Here is a 22,092-nt window from a genome sequence, read left to right on the forward strand (position 1 = left end):
GCTAAATCCCGGTTAATTTTGTCCATCGAACTGCCTAAACAGCGTTCGGGGCATTACGATTGGGTCGACTCGTCTCTGAGTACGCATTCATCACAACGAAACCCCGGGGGATATACCAATGAGCTACCCGCAACAACCGCAACAGACCCAGCCCTACGCAGCGCAAGCCGGCGAGCCGCCGCTGTGGGCACCCTACTATGGCGCTCCGATCGGTGCAGCCGTCAAGCGTTTCTTCAAGAAGTACGCCGCGTTCTCGGGCCGTGCCAGCCGTAGTGAATACTGGTGGGTCGCCCTTGTACTGGGCGTCGTGGGCTTCGTCCTGCAGCTGCTCACCGGCATTCTCGGCGCCGCTGGTGCCACCACTACAAGCAGCGGAACAATTCCCGGTCCTGGTGCTGCAGTGGGGCTCATCCTCGTCCTCGTCTTCTACTTGGCAGTCCTGATTCCGTCTCTCGCCCTGTTGGTTCGCCGTCTCCACGACGCCAACCTCAGCGGCTGGTTGGCATTGCTCGTTGTGGTGCCGATCGTTGTTTTCGTGCTCTCGCTCCTGCCGTCCAACCCGGCCGGCCAGCGTTTCGACCAGCCGACCGCGTAGTAACCCACGCACCACGCAAAAAGGGGCGGTACCCAGTGTGCCGCCCCTTTTTCGTGCCCGCACTGCGTGCCCGCGGGGCCACTCCGTGAAATGCTGTCCCTTGACGCGGACCGACCCCGATGACGAGGAGAGCCAGCCATGAAACCAGTCAAGCGCTGCGCCGTGGTTGGCGGCGGGATCATCGGCGTCGCGGTTGCGCGGGAACTTTCCAACAAGCTCGACGGCGTCCAGGTCACCGTTTATGAGAAGGAAGGGCGCCTCGCTGCCCACCAAACAGGCCACAACTCAGGGGTGGTCCACGCAGGGCTGTACTACGAACCCGGCGGGTTGAAGGCACGGCTGTGCCGCAGGGGAGTGGAGCTGCTGCAGGAATTCTGCGCCGCGAAGGCCCTTCCCTACGAAGCATGCGGGAAGCTGGTCATTGCCCAGACACCAGAGGAGCAAAAACGCCTGGACAACATCTTTGCCCGCGCCACAGCCAACGGGGTGCCCGGAGCACGGATGCTGGGCGGCGACCGGATAAGCGAGGTGGAGCCGAACGCCGTCGGGCTTTCCGCTTTGCACTCGCCGGAAACGGCGATCGTCGACTATTCGGCCATCACCGAAGCGCTCGCCGACGACGTTCGGGCCTCGGGAGGGACCATCCGGCTTGGGCAGGAAGTCACGTCGGTGGAACAGCAAGCGAGTGGCGCGGTTGTCCATACGAAGGACGACAGTGAACACTTTGACCTGGTGGTCGCCTGCGCCGGCCTGCAATCGGACCGTTTGGCGAAGGCGGCGGGTGAGGCCGCGAACCCGAGGATCGTGCCGTTCTTCGGGCAGTACTTTCTCCTGGACCGCGCGGCCCGCGAGCAGGTGAAGGGCCTTATCTATCCTGTCCCGGACCCCCGGCATCCCTTCCTGGGCGTGCATCTGACCAAACGCATTGACGGCGAAATGATGCTCGGACCGAATGCGTTCATTTCCTTTGGCCGGGAATCCTACGGCTGGAAGGATGTCAAGGTCCGTGATGTCCTGGATTATGCGCTGTTCCCGGGCTTTTGGAATTTTGCGCGGCAGAATGTGCCGTCGGCCGTTCGTGAATTCCAGACTGTGGTGAGCCGCAAGAAATTCATCCGCGAAGCTGTCCGCTTTGTTCCGTCCCTGGAGGGCGCCACTGTTCTCCCTGGCACCCGCGGCGTCCGCGCCCAGGCCATGAACGGCGACGGATCGCTGGTGGACGACTTTGTCATCGCACGACGCCGGGACACCGTTTTGGTGCGGAACGCGCCGTCGCCCGGGGCTACTTCGTCCATGGCGATCGCCGAGTACATCGTGGAGCAGGCGCTGGCGGACTAGCAGGCGAGGGCTGTTTGGCCGGGGAGGGTCGGGAGCGGCGTGAGTTAACAAGGCCGTGACGATCCGGAAACGGCGCCCACATGCGGGGTGGATAGCTTTGCTCCATGATCACCTCACTGGCCGCACTTGCTACCCGACTCGGCGATTCCCTGGGCCGCTGGATCGAGGCCGCGTACGTCCTGGATTGCGCCGGTCCCGAGCCTGAAGGACCGCACGGGTCGGCTTCGGATTGGACATGGCTTCCAGCCCTGAGCGGGGTGACAGTGGCAGGAGCCCAGGCCATCCAATCGCACGCAGGACGCCCGCCGACGGCCACGTAGGAACCGCGCTATAAGCTGCCCAATGTTGCGTTGAGCACACTTTTCGTTGATGCCGGGTAGTATGCCCTAAACTGCTTCACTGAGGTGCCGGAATAGGCACTATGCAGCAACGAAAGCGAACCCTCAATGGCTACTGATTACGACGCCCCGCGCAAGACAGAAGAAGAGTCTCCCGCTGAATCACTTGAGGCTCTCCAGGCGTCCCGCGGGGGCGGTGCCCAGACCGCTGTCATCGACGTGGAAGACGTTGATACCGCCGAAGGAATCGATCTTCCGGGCGCCGATCTTTCGGGCGAGGAACTGACCGTCGTTGTGGTTCCGGAGCAGTCGGACGAATTCACTTGCGGGTCTTGTTTCCTGGTCCGTCACCGTTCGCAGATTGCCTTGGAAAAGAACGGCCTCAAGTTCTGCAAGGACTGCGAAGGCTGATAACGCGCTGATCACGTTATCTTCGGTCACGAAAACGTGGTTGAAGCCGACTGAAACGGCCCGGAATTGATGCCGGAAGCGGCTTCGGATGACCCGCCCGTAACCTGACGGGGGTCCTCTTAACGGTTGTGCTCCGAAGCGGCCACAACCCGCTAAAACCCGTGGATGCACTCCTACAGTTGAAGTATCAACTTCGCCTGAAGGGGGCACAAAAAATGAGGAAAATTGGAGCGGGTTTGGCGGCTGTTGTGGCAGCGGCCGGGCTCGGTCTGGCAGCACCGGGGCCAGCCTCGGCGGGTTCCTATTGCGGCATCACCTGGGGTTCCCTGGCCAAGGCCGACCCCGATATGAGCGCCGCGCAGGTCACCAATGTCCGCACGGGCCAACAGCTCTGCTACGACCGACTGGTGATCGACATGACCGGGAAAGTGGCCGGTTATTCAGTGCAGTACGTTCCGGTGATCACCCAGGATGCAACGGGCTTCCCCATCCCGGTGCTCGGTGACGCCGACCTGCAAGTGGTGGTGACGGCGCCGTCGTACAACCAGTACAGCCAGCCCACCTACGTTCCGGCAGCCAAGGCCGAGCTCTCCAACGTATCGGGCTACCAGACGTTCCGTCAGGTGGTCTACGCCGGGAGTTTCGAAGGAATTACCAGCATCGGCTTGGGTGTCCGTGCCAGGCTTCCGTTCCGGGTCTTCACCCTGGACGGACCCGACGGCGGCTCGCGGCTTGTCGTGGATGTCGCCCATCACTGGTGAAACACTGCCAAAACGCGCGAAAGCGGCCAGTTCGCCGGATAGCTCCGGCGAACTGGCCGCTTTCCGGCGTTCTCGCTGTTCGGCGCGCCCGGCTACTCAGGGACCACCAGGGCGGGAGTGTCTTTCCGGATGGTCTCGCCACGGAAGAACCCTGGCCGCATGCGGGCCTGGATCAGCATGACGACGGCACCCAAGGCCAGGATCCCGATGCCGAGGATGAACACGAGGCCCACCCCGAAGATCTCCGAGCCGCTGCCGAACTCCGGATCCCAGCTGTCCATCGCGGTCTGCAGGAACACAACGAACAGGCCCACACCACCCAGCACAGGGCACACCAGGCGCAGGAGGAAGTTGCGGGCGCTGCTGAAGACGCTGTTGCGGAAGTACCAAGCACAAGCAATGGCCGTCAGTCCGTAGTAGAAGCAGATCATCAGGCCCAAGGCCAGGATGGTGTCGTTGAGGACGTTCTCGCTGATCACGTGCATCACGGCGTAGAAGCCCGCGGACAGTACGCCTGCCGCAATGGTGGCGAAGCCCGGCGTCGAGAACTTCTTGCTCATGTGGCTGAAGCGTTCCGGCAGCGCGCCGTAGTGCGCCATGGCAAGCAGGCTCCGCGACGGCGAAGTGAACGTGGACTGCAACGAAGCCGCAGAGCTGGACAGCACCGCCAACGACATGAGGATCGCGAACGGTCCCATGACCGGAGAAGCGAGTGCCGTGAACACGTTGGCGTGGTTCTCGGGGTTGTTCAGCCCGATTCCGGTGTCGCCGACGCCGGCGAACATCATTGTGGCGATGGTCACCAGCAGGTAGATCCCCAGGACGATGACTGCCGTGAGGGTTCCGGCGGCGCCCGCGGTCTTCTTGCCGTTGGCGGTTTCCTCGTTCACGGTGAGGCAGACATCCCAACCCCAGTACACGAAGATGGACAGCGAAATGCCCGCGGCGATCTGGCCGAAGGTCTCGACCTTCGTGACGTCGAACCAATCCCAGCTGAAGGGAACGGCGGTCTCGGACGAGGACCAGTTGGCGAAAGCCATGGCCACGAACAAGCCCAGAACCAGCAGCTGGAAACCCACCAGCCCGTACTGGACGATCTTGGTGGTGTGCAGGCCGCGGTAACTGATCCACACGGCCAGGGCCACGAAGACAAAACAAGTGGCTACGTTCAGCAGCTTGTTAGAGGCGAGGTCGGCCAGCTCAGGGGAACCTGTGGCCTGGGCGAGGAAAAGGTAGAAGAAGTCCACCGCTACACCGGCCAGGTTGGACAGGACAATGATGTTGGCTGCGAGCAGGCCCCAACCGCCCATCCAACCCACCCAGGGTCCGAATGCCTTGGTGACCCAGGTGAAGGTGGTGCCGCTGTCCGGGGAGTCTGCGTTGAGCTCCCTGTAGGCCAGCGATACCAGGATCATCGGAATGAACCCGATCAGGAAGATGACGGGCAACTGCAGCCCGACTTCGTTGACTGTTGGACCGAGCGCACCGGTGAGCGTGTACGCCGGGGCGATGGTTGAAATGCCAAGAACGACGACGGCGAGGAGCCCCAACTGCCCCGTCTTCAGTCCCTTGCCGCTGATGTTGTGCGACTCTGCAGCGGCTCCAGTGCTTTTGGAAGCACCGGCGCGGATTGTCTGGCTCATGAAAGGCCCTTTCTAGATGGCCGAAGGCTGTTGCTGCGTAATGCAGTGGATGCCGCCGCCCCGGGCGAAGAGTTCGCGCGCGTCAACACTGACAACGCGGCGTCCGGGGTAGGCATCGGCGAGGATGCGGAGCGCTTTCTCGTCCATGGGGTCGTTGAAGCTGCACGCAATGACCCCACCGTTGACTACCAAGTGGTTGATGTAGCTGTAGTCCACGTAGCCCTCGTCGTCAGTGAGGGTTTCGGGTGCCGGAACTTCGATGATGTTCCAGTCCCGTCCGGCTGCGTCATGGGTGGTGCGCAGGAATTCGATGATCTCCCGGGACACCGCATGATCGGGGTGCTCAGGGTTTTGCTGGGAATGGACAAGGAGTGTGCCCGGGGAGGGGATGGCGGCCACGATGTCCACATGGCCGCGTGTGCCGAACTTCTCCGAATCGCGGGTGAGGCCGCGCGGCAGCCACACCACGTGGGTAGCGCCGATGGTGCGGGCGAGCTCTTCCTCGATGTCGGACTTGGTCAGGCCGGGATTGCGGCCCTCGTCAAGCTGTACGGTCTCGGTGACAAGGACGGTGCCTTCGCCGTCAACCTGGATGCCGCCGCCTTCGTTCACGATCCCCGAGGGGAGGTGTGTGGCGTTGGCATGGCCGGTGATGTTGGCAGCGATCTGCGAATCCTTGTCCCACGCCGCCCAGTCCTGGGCGCCCCAGCCGTTGAAGATCCAGTCCACGGCGCCGAGCTGCTTGTTCGCATCCAACACGAACGACGGTCCGATGTCCCGCATCCAGGCATCGTTCAGTTCTGCGGTGAGTACCTCGACGCGGGGGTCCAGGTAGCGGGCGGCTGTTTCGACGTCGTCGGGCGCTACCACCATGGTGACCGGCTCGAACTCAAGGACGGCATTCGCGACGGCGGCCCAGGTGGAGCGCGCTGCATGCGCCTCTTCCTCGGTGTCGCCCAAGGTGTAACCGCCGGTGGGGAAGGCCATCCAGACGCGGTCCTGCGGTGCCGTTTCCGACGGCATGCGCCAGACGCTCACGCGGAGACCGCCTGGTAGGCAGTGGCGATAGCGCTTGCTCCCAGTGGCGCGTTGGGGTCCACCGGTGCGGTGAGGCGACCGTAGGTTTCAGGGCGGCGCGTGGCCAGGAACGGGAAGAGCGTGAGCCAGTCCTTGCGCTGGTCGAGGTCGAGGTCGGCGACCAGTACGGCGGATTCGTCCCGCGGTGCCTGGACCAGGATGCGGCCGTAGGGATCGGAGATGAAGGAGGAGCCGTAGAAGTTCAGGGTGCCTTCGTTGCCGTAGCGGTTCGGCGCGATCATGAACAGGCCGTTGGCGATGCCGTTGCCCACAATGACCTGCTGCCAGAGCGGCTGCGTGTCGAAGTCTGGGTGGTCCGGTTCGGAGCCGATTGCGGTGGGGTAGACCAGGATCTCGGCTCCGCCCAGAGAGTACATCCGGGCGAGTTCGGGGAACCATTCGTCCCAGCAGGTGGGCATGCCCAGGCGTGCACCGCCGAGTTCGGCCGGTGCGTACACTGCGTAGGCATCCTCGGCTTCCGGGCCCTTGCGGAAGAACTTGTCTTCGTAGTAGCCGGCGGTGACGGGGATGTGCAGCTTGTGGGTGCGGGCTACGAGTTCCCCGGCGGGGGAGACCAGGATCGCGGTGTTCAGGCCGAGGCCGTCGTCAGTGCCATCCGGGTTCTCAGCCCGCTGGTACAAGGATGCGTGGACCGAGACGCCGAACTTTCTGGCAGCTTCGGCAGCGAAGGTGAAGGTGGGGCCGGTGAGGAGGTCCTCGGTGATGTCCGAAGGACGGATGCCTGCCGCGGGGTTGTTCTCCGGCCGGGTGTCGGCGGGGTAGCGGGAGAGCGTCAGTTCAGGCAGGAAAACAACAGTGGCTCCCAGCTTGGCGGCGCGCTCGATGCCTTCGGTAAGTTCTGCGCGGAGGGCGGATTCGTCGGCATGCCAGCGGTGCTGGACAACGCCGACGCGCAGCGGCGTCCGCGTGGAGGGTTCGGTGCGAGCCAGGGAAGTCGGGGCTTCGAGGCGGGTTATTTCAATCATGGTGGCATGTACTCCGATGAGACGACAGTCACTAAATGAATAGCGTTCATTTAGTATGACGCGAGTCACGCCGTAGTGCAAGGGGAAAACGAATGCCAATCATTTATGACAGCCCGGACCCCTACCCGGCACCCCTGCGGACGCCCTGGCCGAGCGCCCCTCCCGCCCCCTCCCGCCCCGGGAGCAGGCCTAGCCGGCCAGGGTGGGCAAGGTGAGGATCTCGGCTCCGTCCGGGGTGATGGCGATCGTGTGCTCGCTGTGGGCCGTCCGGCAGCCGGTGACGCTGCGGAGGGTCCAGCCGTCGGGATCAGTCACGAGCTGGGCGGTATCCGCCATGACCCACGGTTCCAAAGCGAGCAGCAAGCCAGGGCGCAGCTTGTAGCCGCGGCCAGGGCGTCCCATGTTGGGCACATGCGGTTCCTGGTGCATGGTTGAGCCGATTCCGTGGCCGCCAAACTCCGTGTTAACGGGATATCCTGCCTCGCCGAGGACTGAGCCAATGGCGTAGGACAGATCGCCGATCCGCGCGCCGGGCCGCGCCGCTGCTATGCCGGCACGCAGGGCGCGTTCGGTTGCCTCGATCATGGCCACGCTTTCGGCGGGCTTAGCGTCGCCGACGATGAAGCTGATGGCAGAGTCTGCTGCGATCCCTTTCAGGGAGACGGCCAGGTCAAGGGTCAGCAGGTCGCCGTCGGCAAGCGCGTAGTCCCGCGGCAGTCCATGGAGGACGGCGTCGTTGACGCCTGTGCAGATGTAGTGGCCGAAGGGGCCGCGCCCAAACGATGGCGCGTAGTCCACGTAGCAGGACACCGCGCCCGCCTCGAGGATCATGGCCTTGGCCCACGCGTCGATCTCCAGGAGGTTGGTGCCAACAGTGCACCGGCTCTTGAGCGTGTGCAGGATGTTGGCCACCAGGGTCCCTGCAGCCCGGGCACGGGTCAGTTCGCTGGTGCTGAGGATCTCGATCATAGGGGACCTTTCCGGGGTTGATGCCAATAACTATCCCGGCCATATTATCCCGGTATTACAATTGGAGCCATGGTCAGGTTGCCGCTCACACCCGCAGAGGCCGAGCGCGGACAGCGTCTCGGTGCCCTGCTCCGCCGTGCGCGGGGCGCACGCTCCATGCTGGAGATTGCCCTCGATGCCCGTGTTTCTCCCGAAACGCTGCGCAAAATCGAGTCGGGAAGGGTTGCCACTCCCGCCTTTCCCACGGTGGCGGCCATTGCCGATGTTCTTGGACTTTCGCTCGATGAGGTGTGGTCCGAGATCAACCAGCCCGACGCCGGAGCGGACCCCGCCGTGTCGCGCCGCAATGCCCGGGAGTTCCTGGCTTCCTAGATTTCCGCCTGCTGGTCCTGCCGCTTGGGCCGTGCCCGGACGTGCAGGCGCTCGCCTTGCTGGCCGAACAGGGTGAGCAGTTCCACCGGTTCAGAGGTAGCGCTGGCGAACCAGTGTGGGGTGCGGGTGTCGAATTCCGCCACTTCCCCGGGTTTGAGGATGAAGTCGTTCCCGCCCAAAACCAGCCGCAGTTTCCCATTGAGGATGTACATCCAGTCGTAGCCTTCGTGGGATTGCGGGTCTGGAATTTCCTTGCCCGTTCCGGCTTTCAGCACCATCTTGAAGGCCTGGATTCCGCCGGGGCGGCGAGTGAGGGGCAGCGCGGTGCCCCAATGATGGACGTGTGGCTTGAGATGGATGCGGGGGTCGCCCGTTTCCGGGGCGTCGATCAACTCCTCAAGAGGTACTTGGTGAAGCCGTGCAATCGGCAGCAACAGTTCCAGGGTGGGCTTGCGCTGGCCCGACTCCAGGCGGGACAGCGTGCTCACCGAGATCCCCGTGCCTTCCGATGCCTCTGCCAGCGTCAGGTTCCGTTGGGTCCGCATCGCGCGCAGGCGCGGGCCGACGGCGTCGAGCATTGCGCTGAAATCCTTTGCCATGTCTCCAGTTTGCCATAGTGGCAATTTTTCTTGCCGCTTCTGTCGACATCGACCAAGGATGGTAGGAGCGGCGGAAGGCCGCAGCGAGTCGACGGAGGCACAGTGAGCAGAGATACGAAGACGGACACCGCGGACGAGTACCAGGTTGTGGTGATCGGAGGTGGCGCAGCTGGGTTAAGTGCCGCCGTGACGCTTGGCAGGGCCCTCCGGTCCGTCCTGGTGATCGACGCCGGCGAGCCGCGGAACGCGCCGGCTGCCGGGGTCCATGGTTTCCTGTCCAGGGACGGCATTGATCCCAGGGAATTGTTGGATATGGGGCGGGAAGAAGCACGCGGCTACGGGGTGGACTTCATCGCGGGCGTCGCCGTCGCAGCGCGCTCGACGGCGGGGGCCGAGGAAGGCGCGGAGCTCTCCTTTGATGTTGAACTGGCCGATGGGCGGACGGTGAAGGCCCGCCGGATCCTTGTGACCACGGGGCTGACCGATGTTCTGCCCGACATCGACGGCATCCGGGAGCGGTGGGGTCGTGATGTCCTGCATTGCCCCTACTGCCACGGCTGGGAGGTCCGGAACAAAGCGATCGGCATACTGGGCTCTGTTCCCATGGCGTTGCACCAGACGATGCTCTTCAGGCAGTGGAGCCCGAACATCACGCTGTTCCTTAATGACGTGGTGGAGCCGACGGACGCAGAGTGGGAGCAGCTGGCTGCACGCTCGATCAGCGTGGTGGAAGGCAAGGTGGAGTCACTCGCCATCCAGGATGATGCGTTGAGGGGCGTCGTCCTGGCCTCGGGAACAGTCATCCCGGTGGAGGCCGTAGTGACCGCAACCAGGCTGGAGGCAAGGTCCGCAGTGCTGGAGTCGCTTGGCGTCCCGGTGGTGGAACACCCCATGGGAGTAGGGCACCACGTGGAAGTGAATCCCATGGGCGGGGCCACCGCGGTTCCCGGCGTCTGGGCTGCGGGCAATGTCGCGGACCTTATGGGACAGGTCATGGCGTCGGCCGCTTCGGGCGTCATGGCCGGGGCCGCCATCAACGCCCACTTGGTGGCGGAGGAAACCAGGTTGGCGGTGGACGTTGCGCGGCTGTCCAGCCTCGCCCGGTGACCACCACAAGCTGAACGGAAACCCTGTAAAAAGTGGTCGACTGCAAAAAAGTGGTCGACGTGCGGCCGGAGTGCGAGGACTATTAAAGAACGCCACTAAGGGAGGTTGTATGTGCTACGCGTACTATGACGACTTCGAGCGGCGCACGAAGAAGGACTCCGCGCGCAAGCCCGAGACCACAACTGAAGAGGCCAGGAAGGAACCGGTTGCCCCGGCGGAGACCCGCCAGGCATCGGAAGGGACACTCTGGACTTTCCTGGCACGCCGTCGCAGGGAACCTGTGGTTTACGAACCGAAGGTTGACCGCATCCACGAGAAGGTCTAGGCCCCGCCTGGACTGGAACGAGTAGAAGATCACGAAAAAGGCGCCGGTCTGCCGGCGCCTTTCCCGTGTGCCCGTCCACGCGCAGGCTAGTTGTTTCCGCCTGTTGAACCGAGGTACTCCAGAGCGGCTGTGACCAATGCTTCCGTTCCCTTGGCCAGCGTGGGCTGGATCAGGGGCGCGAAGTAGGGCGAGTGGTTCGAGGGAATATCTTCGGGGAGGCGCCCCGTCGTCGCCCATTCGCGGAACAGGGCAGGGTCGGCGCCGCCGAGTAACCAAAACACCAACGGCGCGTCGGCGCCCTTTGCCAAGGCTCCTACGTCTTCGCTGCCGGATACGGGCCCGGGATCAATGACCTGTGCCTCGCCGAACCTGGCCTTGAAGGCCGCTGTAATCCTGCCTGCTGCCGACTCGTCGTTAACTGTCAGCGGGAAGTGCTCTTCGAAATGGATCTCCGGGTCCTTGGGGGCGCCGGATGCCGCTGATTCCCCGTGCACAATGCGCTCAATCGAACCGAGGATTTTGTCCCTGGTGGAATCGCTGAAGGTGCGGACACTGAGGCCGAGGGTTGCCGTCTCGGGGATGATGTTGTTCTTGGTACCGGAGTGGATCTGTCCTACGGTGACCACAGCGGAGTCGCTGGCGGCGAGTTCGCGCGACACGATGCCCTGCAGGCGGATGGTGGCAGCGGCGGCCATCACCACCGGATCAATGGTGGTTTCCGGGCGCGATCCGTGCCCGCCGCGGCCGTGCAGGGTGATGTTGAGGGAGTCTGCGGAGGCCATGGTGACGCCGGCCCGGACGCCGAACCATCCGGCGGGGAAGGGGGCCACGTGCTGTCCGAGCACTACATCGGGCTTCGGCACGACGTCATAGAGACCGTCGCCAACCATCGCCTGCGCACCGCCACCCCATTCCTCGGCGGGCTGGAACACGACGATCAGTGTGCCTTGCCACCGGTCACGTTGTCCGGCCAACGCTTCTGCTGCTCCCACGAGGCAGCTGACATGGACATCGTGTCCGCACGCATGCATGACCGGAACATCATTTCCGTCAGGATCGACACCCATGGCAGTACTTGCGTAGTCCAGTCCCGTTGACTCTTTGACCGGGAGGGCGTCCATGTCGGCCCGGAGCATGACGACCGGCCCGGCTCCGTTCTCAAGGATGCCCACCACGCCGGTCTTGCCGATGTTGCGGTGGACGGTGAGGCCAAGATTCTCCAGGTGCCCGGCTGCGATCCCGGCGGTCCTGGTCTCCTGGAAGGACAGCTCCGGGTGGGCGTGCAGGTCCTTGTAAAGCTCTTCGAGGTCAATGGTCATGGGTTTACCCTTCGTTCGACGCCTTCGGTCCGGCCAGTGTATCCATCCGCTTTGTGCGAACCCTGTGTGTGCGAACCTGGCTGTCACGGCACACTTGATGGCATGACGAATTCCGAACCCGCCACCACGCAGCACTCCACGGTTGAGGACTGGACCGCAGCCCTGGCAGAGTCGAGCGGCTCGCCCGGGGGCGGCGCCGGCACCGGGGTGATGCTATCCATTGCGGCTGCCTTGACGTCAATGGTGGCCGGGTACACGGAAGCCGAGGGGCAGCAGCGTGACGAGCTTTCCGCTATCCATGCCAGGGCCCATGAGCTCAGGGAAGCGGCTCTCCGGCTCGCGGACGAGGACGCATCTGCCTCCAACGCCTTCGGAGCTGCTTTCCGCCTCGACCCCGGACCGGAACGCGAAGAAGCCATCCACCAAGCCTCCGTGGACGCAGCCAAGGCATCCGCCGTCCTGGGTGAACGGGCCATCGACGCCATTGAAGACCTCGGCTGGCTCGCTTCCCACGGGAACCCGGCCCTCGTTGCCGACGTCGTGGTGGGTTTCGGTGCGCTGCGGGCGGCCATAGCGGGGGCGAGGACCAACGTGAGCTTCGACCTCGCTTCCCTGACCTCCGCGGGGACTTCCCTCGAGGAGGTCAGGGAGCAGCAGCCCTGCCTGTGGACAACGGTCGGCCGGCTCGGCGATGCCCTGGAGCGTATCGACCAACTGACTGCCGGCGTCGACACGAAGGCGGCACCCACGGAAGCCGTGTAGCTTCCCTTATTGCGCTTTGGGAACCTTGCGCAGTACGACGGCGGCCATCACTGCTGCTCCGGCCATCAGTACCAGCCCAATCGCCGCTGTGATGTGGACGCCGGAGTCGAAGGCTATCCGCGCGGCGGTGGTCAGTGCCTCCGACAACTGGGCGGGGAGCCCGGATGCCGCGTCAACCGCACCTGCCAGAGTCTCCCCGGACTTCCTCGCCGCCTCTGTGGGCACGCCGTCGGGAATGACGAGGTTGTGCTGGTAGGACGCGGTCAGGATTGAACCGAGCACGGCTGTTCCCAGGAGGGAACCGAGTTCGTAACCGGTCTCGGAGATGGCAGAGGCCGCCCCTGATTTGTCTGCCGGCACGGACGCCAGGATGAGGTCGTTGGAGATGGTCTCCGCTGCACCCACGCCGACGGCCAGGACCGTCAGGGCTGACAGGAGGAACACCGGTCCGCTGCCGTGGTCACCCACGACGGCCACCAGGTAGCCTATGGCGCTCAGAGTCAGTCCGCCGGCCACCACGAATCCGGGCCGTACTTTCTTGACCAGCGGTACTACGAGCAGGCCGGCGATGACGGTGGCCAGGAGGGCCGGGATCATGGCGATGCCGGCTTCCATGGGGGACTGCCCTTCGACCAGCTGCAGGTGCTGGGCAAAGAAGTAGATGAATCCCGTCATGGAGAACAAGGACAAAACATTCGCCACGATGGCCGTGCTGAACACCTTGTTCTTGAACAGGGAAACATCCAGCATGGGGCTTTCGATCCTTTGCTGGCGGCGGACGAACAGAACGCCCATCACCAGGCCAAAGCCCATGAAGGCAGCAGCTGAGGCACCGAAGCCGTGGACCGCGAATTCCTTGATGCCGTAAACGAAGGGCGCCATGGTGACCACGGACAGGACAATGCTCGGCACATCCACCCGGCCGGGGTTGGCGTCCTTGGACTCGGGAATGAGTACCCGGCCAAAGGCAAGGAGCGGCAGAAGCAGGAATGCTGCTACCAGGAAGACGGCGCCCCACCAGAAGTGCTCCACCAGCCAGCCGCCGAAGATGGGGCCGAGGGCTGCGCCGCCGGAGAATCCGGCAGCCCATACAGCGATCGCGAGCCGACGGCGGTTGGGGTCGGTAAAGATGTTCCTGATCAAGGACAACGTGGATGGCATCAGCATGGCGCCGAAGACGCCGAGTGCAGCGCGTCCGGCAATAAGCCACTCCGCGGACGGCGCGAATGCCGTAGCAGCCGAAACCGCGGCGAAGCCTGTGCTGCCGATCAGAAGCAACCGGCGTCGTCCGATCCGGTCACCAAGGTTGCCCATGGAGACCAGGAGCGCAGCGAGCACCAGCGGGTAGGCGTCAACGATCCACAGGAGCTGTATGCCGCCCACGTCCAGGGAACGGGCGATTTCCGGCAGGGCAAAAGTGAGCGCGGTGTTATCGACGGCCACCAGCAGCACCGGGAACATCAGCAGTGCCAAGGCCGTCCAGTCGCGCCACGGTGCAGCCGGGCCCGTCAAGGGGGCGGCTGCACGGGGTGCTTGGGTTGAGGACGGCGAGAACATGCCTCTTACTGTACCGTCCAGACGGTATAGTTACAAATTCAACCCCCGCAATTCTTTAGGGAATGATGTACACATGCCACGAAAACCAGTTGCCCGGGACGCCGTCCTGGATGCCTACGAATCCCTCCTGATCGAGGTAGGGGAGCGGGCCGCTACCCTGGATGCCGTCGCCAAGAGGGCCGGTGTCTCCAAGGGCGGGCTCCTGTATCACTTCCCCAACAAGGAAGCCCTGATCAGCGCCTTGCTGGAACGCCTGGACGATTTGGCGCAGGAGGACATTGAGCAGATGAAGGCCGCGCCGGACGGTTCCGCCGCCTACTTCATCCGGTCCTCCCTCTGGGCCGACACCCCCATGGACAGGGCCTTCGTTGCCGCCACCAGGCTCGCTGAAGTAGCCCATGAGGAAACGCGGCGGCGCTTCGCAGGAATCCAGCAGCAGTGGCTTGATGTCCTGGCCGAAGACGTAGGACCGGAGATCGCCAAGGCCGTCAGCTACATGGGCGACGGCCTTTATTTCAACGCGATGTTCGAGGGCGGGCAGGGGGCCGGCAACGCCGGCCGGGAGGCCGACGTCGAAATCCTGCTGGGGGTCCTGGACCGCCTCCGGAAGTGACTGCTCATCCATTTGCCGCAGGGCCTTGCACGTAGGACAATTAAGCCTTGTGGCGTGCCCAGCGTGGCGCCCACAGACAACTGAACATGCCTTTGATCTGCGGCGGGAGAGTCCTGCAGGCACGTGATGCAGGCGCCGTAGGAGCAAACCCTCCCCAGGAATCTCTCAGGCCCACGCACCGCCGCGGCGAGGCAACTCTGGAAAGCAGCAGGCACTCCACGCCATTGACGTGGGATGCTGTGCTCACCGACGGTGCAAGCGATTCGTTGTGCGGACAACACGCGGAAACTCTCAGGTCCAATACAGAGCGGGGAGGAACCCGAGCCGCTGTGGCGTACCCAAACGCCGCCCAAGTATTGGAGTTCCTTCGTGACGGTTAGTTCTGCCTCCACCACCTTCGTCGATCGGCATATCGGCGCCCGCCGCCAGGCCGACATTGAGACCATGCTCAAGTCCGTTGGCTACGACTCTGTTGACTCGCTGGTCGACACTGCCGTTCCGAACGACATCCGCCAGGACGTCGCCCTCACCTTGCAGAACGCGCTGAGCGAAGTCGAGGTCCTGGCCGAGCTGCGCAAGCTCGCCTCCAAGAACAAGACCGCGGTCCAGATGATCGGCCAGGGCTACTACGACACCATCACGCCGCCGGTCATCCGCCGCAACATCCTTGAGTCCCCGGCCTGGTACACCGCTTACACCCCGTACCAGCCTGAAATTTCGCAGGGCCGCCTTGAAGCACTCCTGAATTTCCAGACCATGGTCCAGGACCTCGTTGGCCTGCCTATCGCCAACGCCTCGCTGCTTGACGAAGCAACCGCCGTGGCCGAGGCCGTCCTCATGATGCGCCGCGCCAACAAGAACAAGGCCGTGCAGGACGGCAAGACTGTGCTCGACGCAGACTGCCTCCCGCAGACCATCGCCATCGTCAAGGGCCGTGCTGAAGCCCTCGGCTTCGAGGTTGAGGTTGCCGATCTTTCAGCCGGCCTTCCGGAAGGTGCCATCAACGGCGTCGTCCTCCAGCAGCCCGGTGTTTCCGGCCACGTCTTCGACCACTCCGCCGTCATTGCCGAGGCCAAGGAACGCGGCGCACTGGTCACCGTTGCCGCCGACCTCCTTTCCCTGACGCTCATCACCCCTCCGGGTGAGCAGGGCGCTGACATCGCCGTGGGTTCCGCCCAGCGCCTGGGTGTCCCGCTCTTCTTCGGCGGCCCGCACGCGGCCTACATGGCCGTCCAGAAGGGTCTCGAGCGTTCCATGCCGGGCCGCCTGGTGGGCGTTTCCAAGGACGACGCCGGTGTCCCCGCCTACCGTCTGGCCCTGCAGACCCGCGAACAGCACATCCGCCGCGAGAAGGCCACGTCCAACATCTGCACCGCGCAGGCGCTGCTGGCCATCGTCGCTTCGATGTACGCCGTCTACCACGGCCCCGAAGGCCTGAAAGCGATCGCCGAGACCGCCCATAGCCACGCCCGCACGCTCGCAGCGTCCCTGAAGGCTGCCGGCGTCGAGGTCCTCCACGGTTCGTTCTTCGACACCATCACCGTCCGCGTCACGGGCAAGGCGGCAGAGATCGTCGCCGCCGCCGAGGCCAAGGGCATCAACCTGCGTGGCATCGATGCTGACACTGTTGGCATCTCGGTTGATGAGACGACTACGTCCGACATCGTCGGCCGCCTGCTCGATGTCTTTGGCGCTTCGGTCACCGATGCTGCCGAGGACTTTGCGCTGGAGGCTTCCGTTGAGCGCACCAGCGCATTCATGCAGCACCCGGTGTTCAACACCCACCGCTCCGAAACCCAGCTCCTGCGCTACATCCGCAAGCTCTCTGACCGGGACCTCGCGCTGGACCGCACCATGATCCCGCTCGGTTCCTGCACCATGAAGCTCAACGCCACTGCCGAGATGGAAGCCATCTCCTGGCCGGAGTTCGCCTCAATCCACCCGTTCGCTCCGGATTCCCAGACCGAGGGCTGGCGTGAACTCATCAGCGACCTCGAAGCCCAGCTGACCGAGATCACCGGCTACGACCAGGTCTCCATCCAGCCGAACGCCGGCTCCCAGGGCGAGCTCGCAGGCCTGCTGGCCATCCGCGGCTACCACCTGTCCAACGGCGACGAGCAGCGCAACGTCTGCCTCATCCCGGCGTCCGCGCACGGCACGAACGCTGCCTCGGCAGTGCTGGCCGGCATGAAGGTCGTGGTGGTGGCCACCGCTCCTGATGGCACCATCGACCACGTTGACCTGAAGGCCAAGATCGAAGCCCACCGCGACGCCCTTTCGGCCATCATGATCACCTACCCGTCCACGCACGGCGTGTATGACGCCGACGTCCGCGAAGTCTGCGATGCCATCCACGAGGCCGGCGGCCAGGTTTACATCGACGGCGCCAACCTCAACGCACTTGTGGGATTGGCCCAGCCGGGCAAGTTCGGCGGCGACGTCTCGCACCTGAACCTGCACAAGACCTTCTGCATCCCGCACGGCGGCGGCGGACCGGGCGTTGGCCCGGTTGCTGCCAAGGCACACCTGGCGCCGTTCATGCCCGGTGACGCGGCATCCTGGACCGAAGGCAACGATGTCCCGATTTCGGCATCCCGCTTCGGTTCGGCCGGTGTCCTCCCGATCTCCTGGGCGTACGTGAAGCTCATGGGTGGCCAGGGCCTGACCGAAGCCACCAAGTCCGCGCTGCTGGCTGCGAACTACATCGCATCGCGCCTCAACGAGCACTTCCCCGTGCTTTACACGGGTGAAGGCGGACTCGTGGCCCACGAGTGCATCCTGGACCTGCGTGAACTGACCGCGAAGACCGGCGTCACCGCTGAGGATGTGGCCAAGCGCCTCATCGACTTCGGCTTCCACGCCCCCACCCTGGCCTTCCCGGTTGCGGGCACACTGATGGTGGAGCCCACCGAGTCCGAGGACCTCGTGGAGATTGACCGCTTCATCGAAGCCATGATCATCATCCGCAAGGAAATCGACCAGGTAGCCCACGGCGACTTCTCCGTGCAGGATTCCCCGCTTCGCCGGGCGCCCCACACGGCTGCCGCCGTCGTAACTTCTGATTGGGACCGCGCGTACCCGCGCGAGCAGGCCGCTTTCCCGGTCCACCACCTCAAGCAGGACAAGTACTTCCCGCCCGTTGGCCGCATCGACGGCGCAGCCGGAGACCGCAACCTGGTCTGCTCCTGCCCACCGATCGAAGACTTCGAAAACTAAGGACTCGTCATGACTGAGAACTACACAGCCCTTTACGAAGAGCACAAGAAGCTCGGCGCGTCCTTCACCGACTTCGGTGGCTGGCAGATGCCGCTCAAGTACTCCTCCGAGTTGGCCGAGCACCACGCGGTCCGCAAGTCCGCAGGCCTGTTCGACCTCTCCCACATGGGCGAAGTCTGGGTCACCGGCCCCGAAGCCGCAGCCTTCCTGGACTACGCCCTGGTGGGCAAGATCTCGGCCATGGCGGACGGCAAGGCCAAGTACTCGCTGATCTGCCAGGAAGACGGCGGCATCATCGACGACCTCATTACCTATCGCCGTGGTGCCGACAAGTTCCTGGTGGTGCCGAACGCCGGCAACGCCAAGGTTGTGGCTGACGCTTTGCTTGAACGCGCCGCCGGTTTCGACGTGGTGGTTGAAGATGCCTCTGCCCGGACCTCGCTGATCGCCGTGCAGGGTCCGCTCGCCGAAGCCATCCTGCTGCGCCTGGTTCCGGCCGACCAGCACGCGCTGGTCACCGGGCTCAAGTACTACGCCGCAGTTGAGGTGACCTTCCTGGTGGCAGGCAGCGGCCAGGACCTTCTCCTGGCACGCACCGGCTACACGGGGGAGGACGGTTTCGAGATCTTCGTACCCAACGAATCCGCCGCCGCGCTGTGGCAGGCAATCGCCGCCGTCGCCGAAGAAGGAGAACTGGTTCCGGCCGGCCTTGCCTCCCGCGATTCCCTGCGCCTGGAAGCCGGCATGCCGCTCTACGGCAACGAGCTCTCCCGTGAAGGCAACCCCTTCGCTGCAGGGCTCGGAGCCGTGGTGGCGCTGTCCAAGGAAGGTGACTTCGTTGGCAAGGACGCACTGGCTGCGTTGAAGGCCGACGGTGCCGGTTCCACCACGGGACGCAAGCTCGTGGGCCTCAAGGGCCTGGGGCGTCGCGCCGGACGCGGCCACTACCCGGTCCTCAAGGATGGCGCAGTAGTCGGCGAAGTGACCTCCGGCCAGCCCAGTCCGACCCTCGGGTACCCGGTAGCGTTGGCATATGTCGACGTCGAACACACCGAGCTTGGAACCGCGCTGGACATTGACCTGCGTGGCAAGAGCGAGCCGTTCGAAGTCGTCGCACTGCCTTTCTACAAGCGCCAAAAGTAGCGAGTTTTTGTACAGCTAATGACCCCATAGCCCAGCTATAAAGGCATTAGCTGTACAAAATCTCCACGTTTTTCATTTCGACCACGTAAAGGAAACAGAATGCCCAAAGTAGCGCCCGAACTTCAGTACTCCGACGAGCACGAGTGGGTCTCCCGCGGCGAGGGGAACTCGGTGTCCGTCGGGATCTCCGAGGTTGCCACCGACGCACTGGGTGACATTGTGTACGTTGACCTGCCCGAGGTCGGTTCGACTGTGACCGCAGGCGCGACCTGTGGCGAAGTTGAGTCCACCAAGTCCGTCTCCGACCTGTACTCGCCCGTCACCGGCGAGGTCACGGAAATCAATGACGCCGTTGTTTCGGACCCGGCCCTGATCAACAACGACCCCTACGGCGCCGGCTGGCTCTTCAAGGTCGCTGCTGAGTCCGACGGCCCGCTGCTCTCGGCAGAGGAATACGCCTCCAAGAACGGCGGCGACCTCTCCTAAGGTCCGCGCTCCAGCACGGAACGAGCGTGCAGGGCGTAGCGTTTGTAGTAACTGAATAATTTGCGACGCCGGGTTGCCGCCTTTGGGGGCCATCCGGCGTCGTGCTTCGGTCGTCTGCCGCCACAAGCGGGGGAGGCCATCCGGCAGGACCATCTGCCGGACCGTTTCAAGCTGTATAAAAGGGATCCCGGCTATGGCTGTTGGTGTTTTCGATCTGTTCTCTGTGGGCATTGGTCCGTCGAGTTCCCATACTGTGGGGCCGATGCGGGCCGCCGCTGTGTTCGCTGGTGAGTTGAAGGACGCTGGTGTCCTGGACTCGGTGGCGTCGTTGCGGGTTGATTTGTATGGTTCGTTGGCGGCGACGGGTCGTGGTCACGGAACCATGACGGCGACGTTGCTGGGCTTGGAGGGCTACCACCCTGAATTGATCCTTCCCGAGGAAGTGGAGGAGCGGCTCGCAACGATCGCTGAGAGCGGTGTGCTGAACCTTGCGGGGGCATCCGGCGGGGGTGTGGAGTTGCCGTATGCGGTGGAGGATATGGTGTTGCATCCGTTGACGGTGTTGCCGCGGCATACGAACGGGATGAAGTTCGCCGTGGCTGATGCTGAGGGAAACACTGTGCATGAGGCGACGTTCTTTTCGGTTGGTGGTGGGTTCATTGTCCGTGAGGGTGAGGAGGACGCTGCGCGGCAGGAGTTGGAGGAGTCGAAGAAGGAGTTGCCGTTGCCGTTCAGGACGGCGGCGGAGTTGTTGGGCAGGTGTGCGTCCAAGGGGTTGGGGATTTCGGACATCATGTTCATCAATGAGCGGGCGTCGCGGTCTGAGGAGGAGATCCGGGAGGGTCTTTTGCATATCTGGTCGGTGATGGAGGCCTGTGTTGAAACCAGTTTGAAGCGTGAGGGTGTGTTGCCTGGCGGGTTGCGGGTCCGGCGTCGTGCTCCTGATTGGTTGGAGCGGTTGTTGAAGGAGGACAAGGACCGGAATGATCCGAAGTATTGGCAGGAGTGGGTGAACCTGATTGCTTTGGCGGTCAATGAGGAGAACGCTTCTGGTGGTCGGGTGGTGACGGCGCCGACCAATGGGGCTGCGGGGATTATTCCGGCGGTGTTGTATTACGCGTTGAATTACGCTCCGGGCATGGATCAGGCCAGTCAGCAGGACAGGGATGATGTGGTGGTGAAGTTCCTGCTCGCTGCTGGTGCGGTGGGTGTGTTGTACAAGGAGCAGGCGTCGATTTCGGGTGCTGAGGTGGGGTGTCAGGGTGAGGTTGGTTCGGCGTCGTCGATGGCTGCTGCGGGGTTGGCTGAGGTGATGGGTGGTTCGCCGGGTCAGGTGGAGAACGCTGCGGAGATCGCGATGGAGCATAATCTGGGGTTGACGTGTGATCCGATCGGGGGGTTGGTGCAGATTCCGTGTATTGAGCGGAACGCGATTGCTGCGGCGAAGGCGATCAACGCGGCGAAGATGGCGTTGTGGGGGGACGGGACGCACCGGGTTTCCCTGGACGAGGTGATCGTGACGATGCGTGAGACGGGCAAGGACATGTCCGATAAGTACAAGGAAACCGCGATGGGCGGCCTCGCCGTCAACGTCGTCGAATGCTGAGTCTTTTTACTGTCAGTGCGTAGTGCCATGCTGTATCCATGAGCGGGGGATACGACAGGGATTTTTTGCGGGCACGCCTTGAACTGCCCAGTCCGTCGGCAACGACGATACTGCTGGACTACACCCACTTCTCCGTGCGTTTCCGGGCTGCCCGGAAGCTCGCGGCGATCGTGGGAGTCAACATCAGCGGTGCAGAACTGAACCCGTTGGCGCGGGAAGGAACCTGGCATTTCGATGACAGGGTCCCCCGGGAACAGCAGGCGGGTCCGGACGTCTACAAGAACAACGCCTTCGATCGCGGCCACTTGGTGCGCCGGCTGGATCCCGTCTGGGGGGACGCCGCCACTGCCAAGAAGGCCAACCAGGAGACGTTCTCATTCACCAATGCGGCGCCGCAAGTGGACGATTTCAACCAAGGCAAGGAACTCTGGGTGGGCTTGGAGGACCATGTCCTGGGGCACGCCGATGCCCATGACGCCAAGATCAGCGTCTTCACGGGGCCGGTCCTGCTTGAGGATGATCAGCCCTACCGTGGTGTCCGGATCCCTCGAAAGTTCTGGAAGATTGCGGCATGGACCAACGATGCCAAGCTGGCCGCCGTCGGGTTCGTTCTGGACCAGTCACCACTGCTCGGGAAGGTGGAACTGAAGAGGGCCATTGATCAACGGCTTCTGGAAGGCGAACCTCCGCCCCTGGGTCCCTTCCGGACCTTCCAGGTCCCTATCGGGGAGATCGCCGACCTCACCGGGCTGAGCCTCAGCCGCCTCGCGAACGCCGACCGTCTTGGCAGTGGCCGGCGTGAACTGGGGAAGCGGCCGAAAGCCATCGAACTGGAGAGCATGGAGCAGATCAGGCTCTAGGCACGCCCA

The 22,092-nt window shown here is 63.7% G+C and carries 22 protein-coding genes and 1 riboswitch; of the genes, 15 read left to right on the forward strand and 7 right to left on the reverse strand.

Features of this window, described 5'->3' with window-relative positions; translation table 11 throughout:
- Positions 1-118 precede the first annotated feature (118 nt).
- The 5 genes from PYR64_RS02870 (at position 119) to PYR64_RS02890 (ending at position 3,443) form a co-directional block, all read left to right on the forward strand.
- Positions 119-595, forward strand: a complete 477-nt coding sequence (locus PYR64_RS02870; RefSeq protein ID WP_018780152.1) for a DUF805 domain-containing protein — start codon at positions 119-121, stop codon at positions 593-595.
- 138 nt (positions 596-733) lie between these two features.
- On the forward strand, positions 734-1,933 hold the full coding sequence (gene lhgO, locus PYR64_RS02875) for an L-2-hydroxyglutarate oxidase (RefSeq protein ID WP_275778236.1): 1,200 nt from the start codon (positions 734-736) through the stop codon (positions 1,931-1,933).
- 104 nt (positions 1,934-2,037) lie between these two features.
- On the forward strand, positions 2,038-2,253 hold the full coding sequence (locus PYR64_RS02880; RefSeq protein WP_018780149.1) for a hypothetical protein: 216 nt from the start codon (positions 2,038-2,040) through the stop codon (positions 2,251-2,253).
- A gap of 126 nt (positions 2,254-2,379) precedes the next feature.
- Complete coding sequence (locus PYR64_RS02885; protein ID WP_018780148.1) at positions 2,380-2,682, forward strand: DUF4193 domain-containing protein; 303 nt, start codon at positions 2,380-2,382, stop codon at positions 2,680-2,682.
- Between the two features lie 215 nt (positions 2,683-2,897).
- Positions 2,898-3,443 (forward strand): hypothetical protein, encoded by a 546-nt coding sequence (locus tag PYR64_RS02890; protein WP_275778238.1) that lies wholly within the window; start codon positions 2,898-2,900, stop codon positions 3,441-3,443.
- 92 nt (positions 3,444-3,535) lie between these two features.
- On the opposite strand, the gene PYR64_RS02895 is transcribed toward PYR64_RS02890, so the two are convergent.
- From PYR64_RS02895 to map, 4 genes are all read right to left on the reverse strand, one after another.
- Entirely contained in the window at positions 3,536-5,086 is a 1,551-nt protein-coding gene (locus PYR64_RS02895) for an APC family permease (RefSeq protein WP_275778240.1), read from the reverse strand.
- Positions 5,087-5,098: 12 nt separating this feature from the next.
- On the reverse strand, positions 5,099-6,124 hold the full coding sequence (locus PYR64_RS02900) for an agmatine deiminase family protein (protein WP_275778242.1): 1,026 nt from the start codon (positions 6,122-6,124) through the stop codon (positions 5,099-5,101).
- Positions 6,121-7,149, reverse strand: coding sequence for a nitrilase-related carbon-nitrogen hydrolase (locus PYR64_RS02905; protein ID WP_018780144.1), 1,029 nt, complete (start codon positions 7,147-7,149; stop codon positions 6,121-6,123). The genes PYR64_RS02900 and PYR64_RS02905 overlap by 4 nt, the downstream gene beginning before the upstream one ends.
- 189 nt (positions 7,150-7,338) lie before the next feature.
- Positions 7,339-8,118, reverse strand: a complete 780-nt coding sequence (gene map / locus PYR64_RS02910; RefSeq protein ID WP_275778244.1) for a type I methionyl aminopeptidase — start codon at positions 8,116-8,118, stop codon at positions 7,339-7,341.
- A gap of 69 nt (positions 8,119-8,187) precedes the next feature.
- Here map and PYR64_RS02915 point away from each other — a divergent pair, with 69 nt between their 5' ends.
- The gene (locus tag PYR64_RS02915; RefSeq protein ID WP_018780142.1) at positions 8,188-8,490 is read left to right on the forward strand and encodes a helix-turn-helix transcriptional regulator; all 303 of its coding nucleotides are present in this window, start codon (positions 8,188-8,190) and stop codon (positions 8,488-8,490) included.
- Here the strand turns inward: PYR64_RS02915 and PYR64_RS02920 are convergent.
- Entirely contained in the window at positions 8,487-9,089 is a 603-nt protein-coding gene (locus PYR64_RS02920) for an XRE family transcriptional regulator (RefSeq protein WP_018780141.1), read from the reverse strand. The genes PYR64_RS02915 and PYR64_RS02920 overlap by 4 nt on opposite strands.
- A 102-nt stretch (positions 9,090-9,191) precedes the next feature.
- Between PYR64_RS02920 and PYR64_RS02925 the strand changes: the two genes are divergently transcribed.
- Positions 9,192-10,196: an NAD(P)/FAD-dependent oxidoreductase gene (locus PYR64_RS02925; RefSeq protein ID WP_275778246.1), complete on the forward strand. Its 1,005-nt coding sequence runs from the start codon at positions 9,192-9,194 to the stop codon at positions 10,194-10,196.
- 109 nt (positions 10,197-10,305) lie between these two features.
- A complete protein-coding gene (locus PYR64_RS02930; protein ID WP_018780139.1) occupies positions 10,306-10,521 on the forward strand; it encodes a hypothetical protein in 216 nt (71 codons plus the stop codon).
- An 86-nt stretch (positions 10,522-10,607) separates the two neighbouring features.
- On the opposite strand, the gene PYR64_RS02935 is transcribed toward PYR64_RS02930, so the two are convergent.
- A complete protein-coding gene (locus tag PYR64_RS02935) occupies positions 10,608-11,840 on the reverse strand; it encodes an amidohydrolase (RefSeq protein WP_275778249.1) in 1,233 nt (410 codons plus the stop codon).
- 102 nt (positions 11,841-11,942) lie between these two features.
- Here PYR64_RS02935 and PYR64_RS02940 point away from each other — a divergent pair, with 102 nt between their 5' ends.
- Positions 11,943-12,602, forward strand: a complete 660-nt coding sequence (locus PYR64_RS02940) for a cyclodeaminase/cyclohydrolase family protein (protein ID WP_275778250.1) — start codon at positions 11,943-11,945, stop codon at positions 12,600-12,602.
- Positions 12,603-12,608: 6 nt separating this feature from the next.
- Here the strand turns inward: PYR64_RS02940 and PYR64_RS02945 are convergent, their stop codons facing one another.
- The gene (locus tag PYR64_RS02945; RefSeq protein ID WP_275778252.1) at positions 12,609-14,159 is read right to left on the reverse strand and encodes an MFS transporter; all 1,551 of its coding nucleotides are present in this window, start codon (positions 14,157-14,159) and stop codon (positions 12,609-12,611) included.
- Between the two features lie 73 nt (positions 14,160-14,232).
- Between PYR64_RS02945 and PYR64_RS02950 the strand changes: the two genes are divergently transcribed.
- From PYR64_RS02950 to PYR64_RS02975, 6 genes are all read left to right on the forward strand, one after another.
- Positions 14,233-14,772 (forward strand): TetR/AcrR family transcriptional regulator, encoded by a 540-nt coding sequence (locus PYR64_RS02950; protein WP_275778254.1) that lies wholly within the window; start codon positions 14,233-14,235, stop codon positions 14,770-14,772.
- Positions 14,773-14,865: 93 nt separating this feature from the next.
- A riboswitch (glycine riboswitch) is annotated at positions 14,866-14,963 on the forward strand.
- 178 nt (positions 14,964-15,141) lie between these two features.
- A complete protein-coding gene (gene gcvP / locus PYR64_RS02955; RefSeq protein WP_275778256.1) occupies positions 15,142-17,988 on the forward strand; it encodes an aminomethyl-transferring glycine dehydrogenase in 2,847 nt (948 codons plus the stop codon).
- A 9-nt stretch (positions 17,989-17,997) separates the two neighbouring features.
- Positions 17,998-19,131: a glycine cleavage system aminomethyltransferase GcvT gene (gcvT, locus tag PYR64_RS02960; RefSeq protein WP_018780133.1), complete on the forward strand. Its 1,134-nt coding sequence runs from the start codon at positions 17,998-18,000 to the stop codon at positions 19,129-19,131.
- A 99-nt stretch (positions 19,132-19,230) separates the two neighbouring features.
- The gene (gcvH, locus tag PYR64_RS02965; RefSeq protein WP_018780132.1) at positions 19,231-19,617 is read left to right on the forward strand and encodes a glycine cleavage system protein GcvH; all 387 of its coding nucleotides are present in this window, start codon (positions 19,231-19,233) and stop codon (positions 19,615-19,617) included.
- 193 nt (positions 19,618-19,810) lie between these two features.
- A complete protein-coding gene (locus tag PYR64_RS02970; protein ID WP_110505696.1) occupies positions 19,811-21,223 on the forward strand; it encodes an L-serine ammonia-lyase in 1,413 nt (470 codons plus the stop codon).
- Between the two features lie 38 nt (positions 21,224-21,261).
- Positions 21,262-22,083, forward strand: a complete 822-nt coding sequence (locus PYR64_RS02975; RefSeq protein ID WP_275778261.1) for a DNA/RNA non-specific endonuclease — start codon at positions 21,262-21,264, stop codon at positions 22,081-22,083.
- Positions 22,084-22,092 lie beyond the last annotated feature (9 nt).

The sequence above is a fragment of the Paenarthrobacter sp. Y-19 genome (assembly GCF_029223985.1).
Classification (GTDB): domain Bacteria; phylum Actinomycetota; class Actinomycetes; order Actinomycetales; family Micrococcaceae; genus Arthrobacter; species Arthrobacter nicotinovorans.

What these genes read in the sequence shown, in the direction of transcription:
- PYR64_RS02870 (WP_018780152.1), top strand. Translation starts at nt 119, where the DNA reads ATGAGCTACCCGCAACAACCGCAACAGACCCAGCCCTACGCAGCGCAA.
- lhgO (WP_275778236.1), top strand. Translation starts at nt 734, where the DNA reads ATGAAACCAGTCAAGCGCTGCGCCGTGGTTGGCGGCGGGATCATCGGC.
- PYR64_RS02880 (WP_018780149.1), top strand. Translation starts at nt 2,038, where the DNA reads ATGATCACCTCACTGGCCGCACTTGCTACCCGACTCGGCGATTCCCTG.
- PYR64_RS02885 (WP_018780148.1), top strand. Translation starts at nt 2,380, where the DNA reads ATGGCTACTGATTACGACGCCCCGCGCAAGACAGAAGAAGAGTCTCCC.
- PYR64_RS02890 (WP_275778238.1), top strand. Translation starts at nt 2,898, where the DNA reads ATGAGGAAAATTGGAGCGGGTTTGGCGGCTGTTGTGGCAGCGGCCGGG.
- PYR64_RS02895 (WP_275778240.1), bottom strand. Translation starts at nt 5,086, where the DNA reads ATGAGCCAGACAATCCGCGCCGGTGCTTCCAAAAGCACTGGAGCCGCT.
- PYR64_RS02905 (WP_018780144.1), bottom strand. Translation starts at nt 7,149, where the DNA reads ATGATTGAAATAACCCGCCTCGAAGCCCCGACTTCCCTGGCTCGCACC.
- map (WP_275778244.1), bottom strand. Translation starts at nt 8,118, where the DNA reads ATGATCGAGATCCTCAGCACCAGCGAACTGACCCGTGCCCGGGCTGCA.
- PYR64_RS02915 (WP_018780142.1), top strand. Translation starts at nt 8,188, where the DNA reads ATGGTCAGGTTGCCGCTCACACCCGCAGAGGCCGAGCGCGGACAGCGT.
- PYR64_RS02920 (WP_018780141.1), bottom strand. Translation starts at nt 9,089, where the DNA reads ATGGCAAAGGATTTCAGCGCAATGCTCGACGCCGTCGGCCCGCGCCTG.
- PYR64_RS02930 (WP_018780139.1), top strand. Translation starts at nt 10,306, where the DNA reads ATGTGCTACGCGTACTATGACGACTTCGAGCGGCGCACGAAGAAGGAC.
- PYR64_RS02935 (WP_275778249.1), bottom strand. Translation starts at nt 11,840, where the DNA reads ATGACCATTGACCTCGAAGAGCTTTACAAGGACCTGCACGCCCACCCG.
- PYR64_RS02940 (WP_275778250.1), top strand. Translation starts at nt 11,943, where the DNA reads ATGACGAATTCCGAACCCGCCACCACGCAGCACTCCACGGTTGAGGAC.
- PYR64_RS02945 (WP_275778252.1), bottom strand. Translation starts at nt 14,159, where the DNA reads ATGTTCTCGCCGTCCTCAACCCAAGCACCCCGTGCAGCCGCCCCCTTG.
- PYR64_RS02950 (WP_275778254.1), top strand. Translation starts at nt 14,233, where the DNA reads ATGCCACGAAAACCAGTTGCCCGGGACGCCGTCCTGGATGCCTACGAA.
- gcvT (WP_018780133.1), top strand. Translation starts at nt 17,998, where the DNA reads ATGACTGAGAACTACACAGCCCTTTACGAAGAGCACAAGAAGCTCGGC.
- gcvH (WP_018780132.1), top strand. Translation starts at nt 19,231, where the DNA reads ATGCCCAAAGTAGCGCCCGAACTTCAGTACTCCGACGAGCACGAGTGG.
- PYR64_RS02970 (WP_110505696.1), top strand. Translation starts at nt 19,811, where the DNA reads ATGGCTGTTGGTGTTTTCGATCTGTTCTCTGTGGGCATTGGTCCGTCG.
- PYR64_RS02975 (WP_275778261.1), top strand. Translation starts at nt 21,262, where the DNA reads ATGAGCGGGGGATACGACAGGGATTTTTTGCGGGCACGCCTTGAACTG.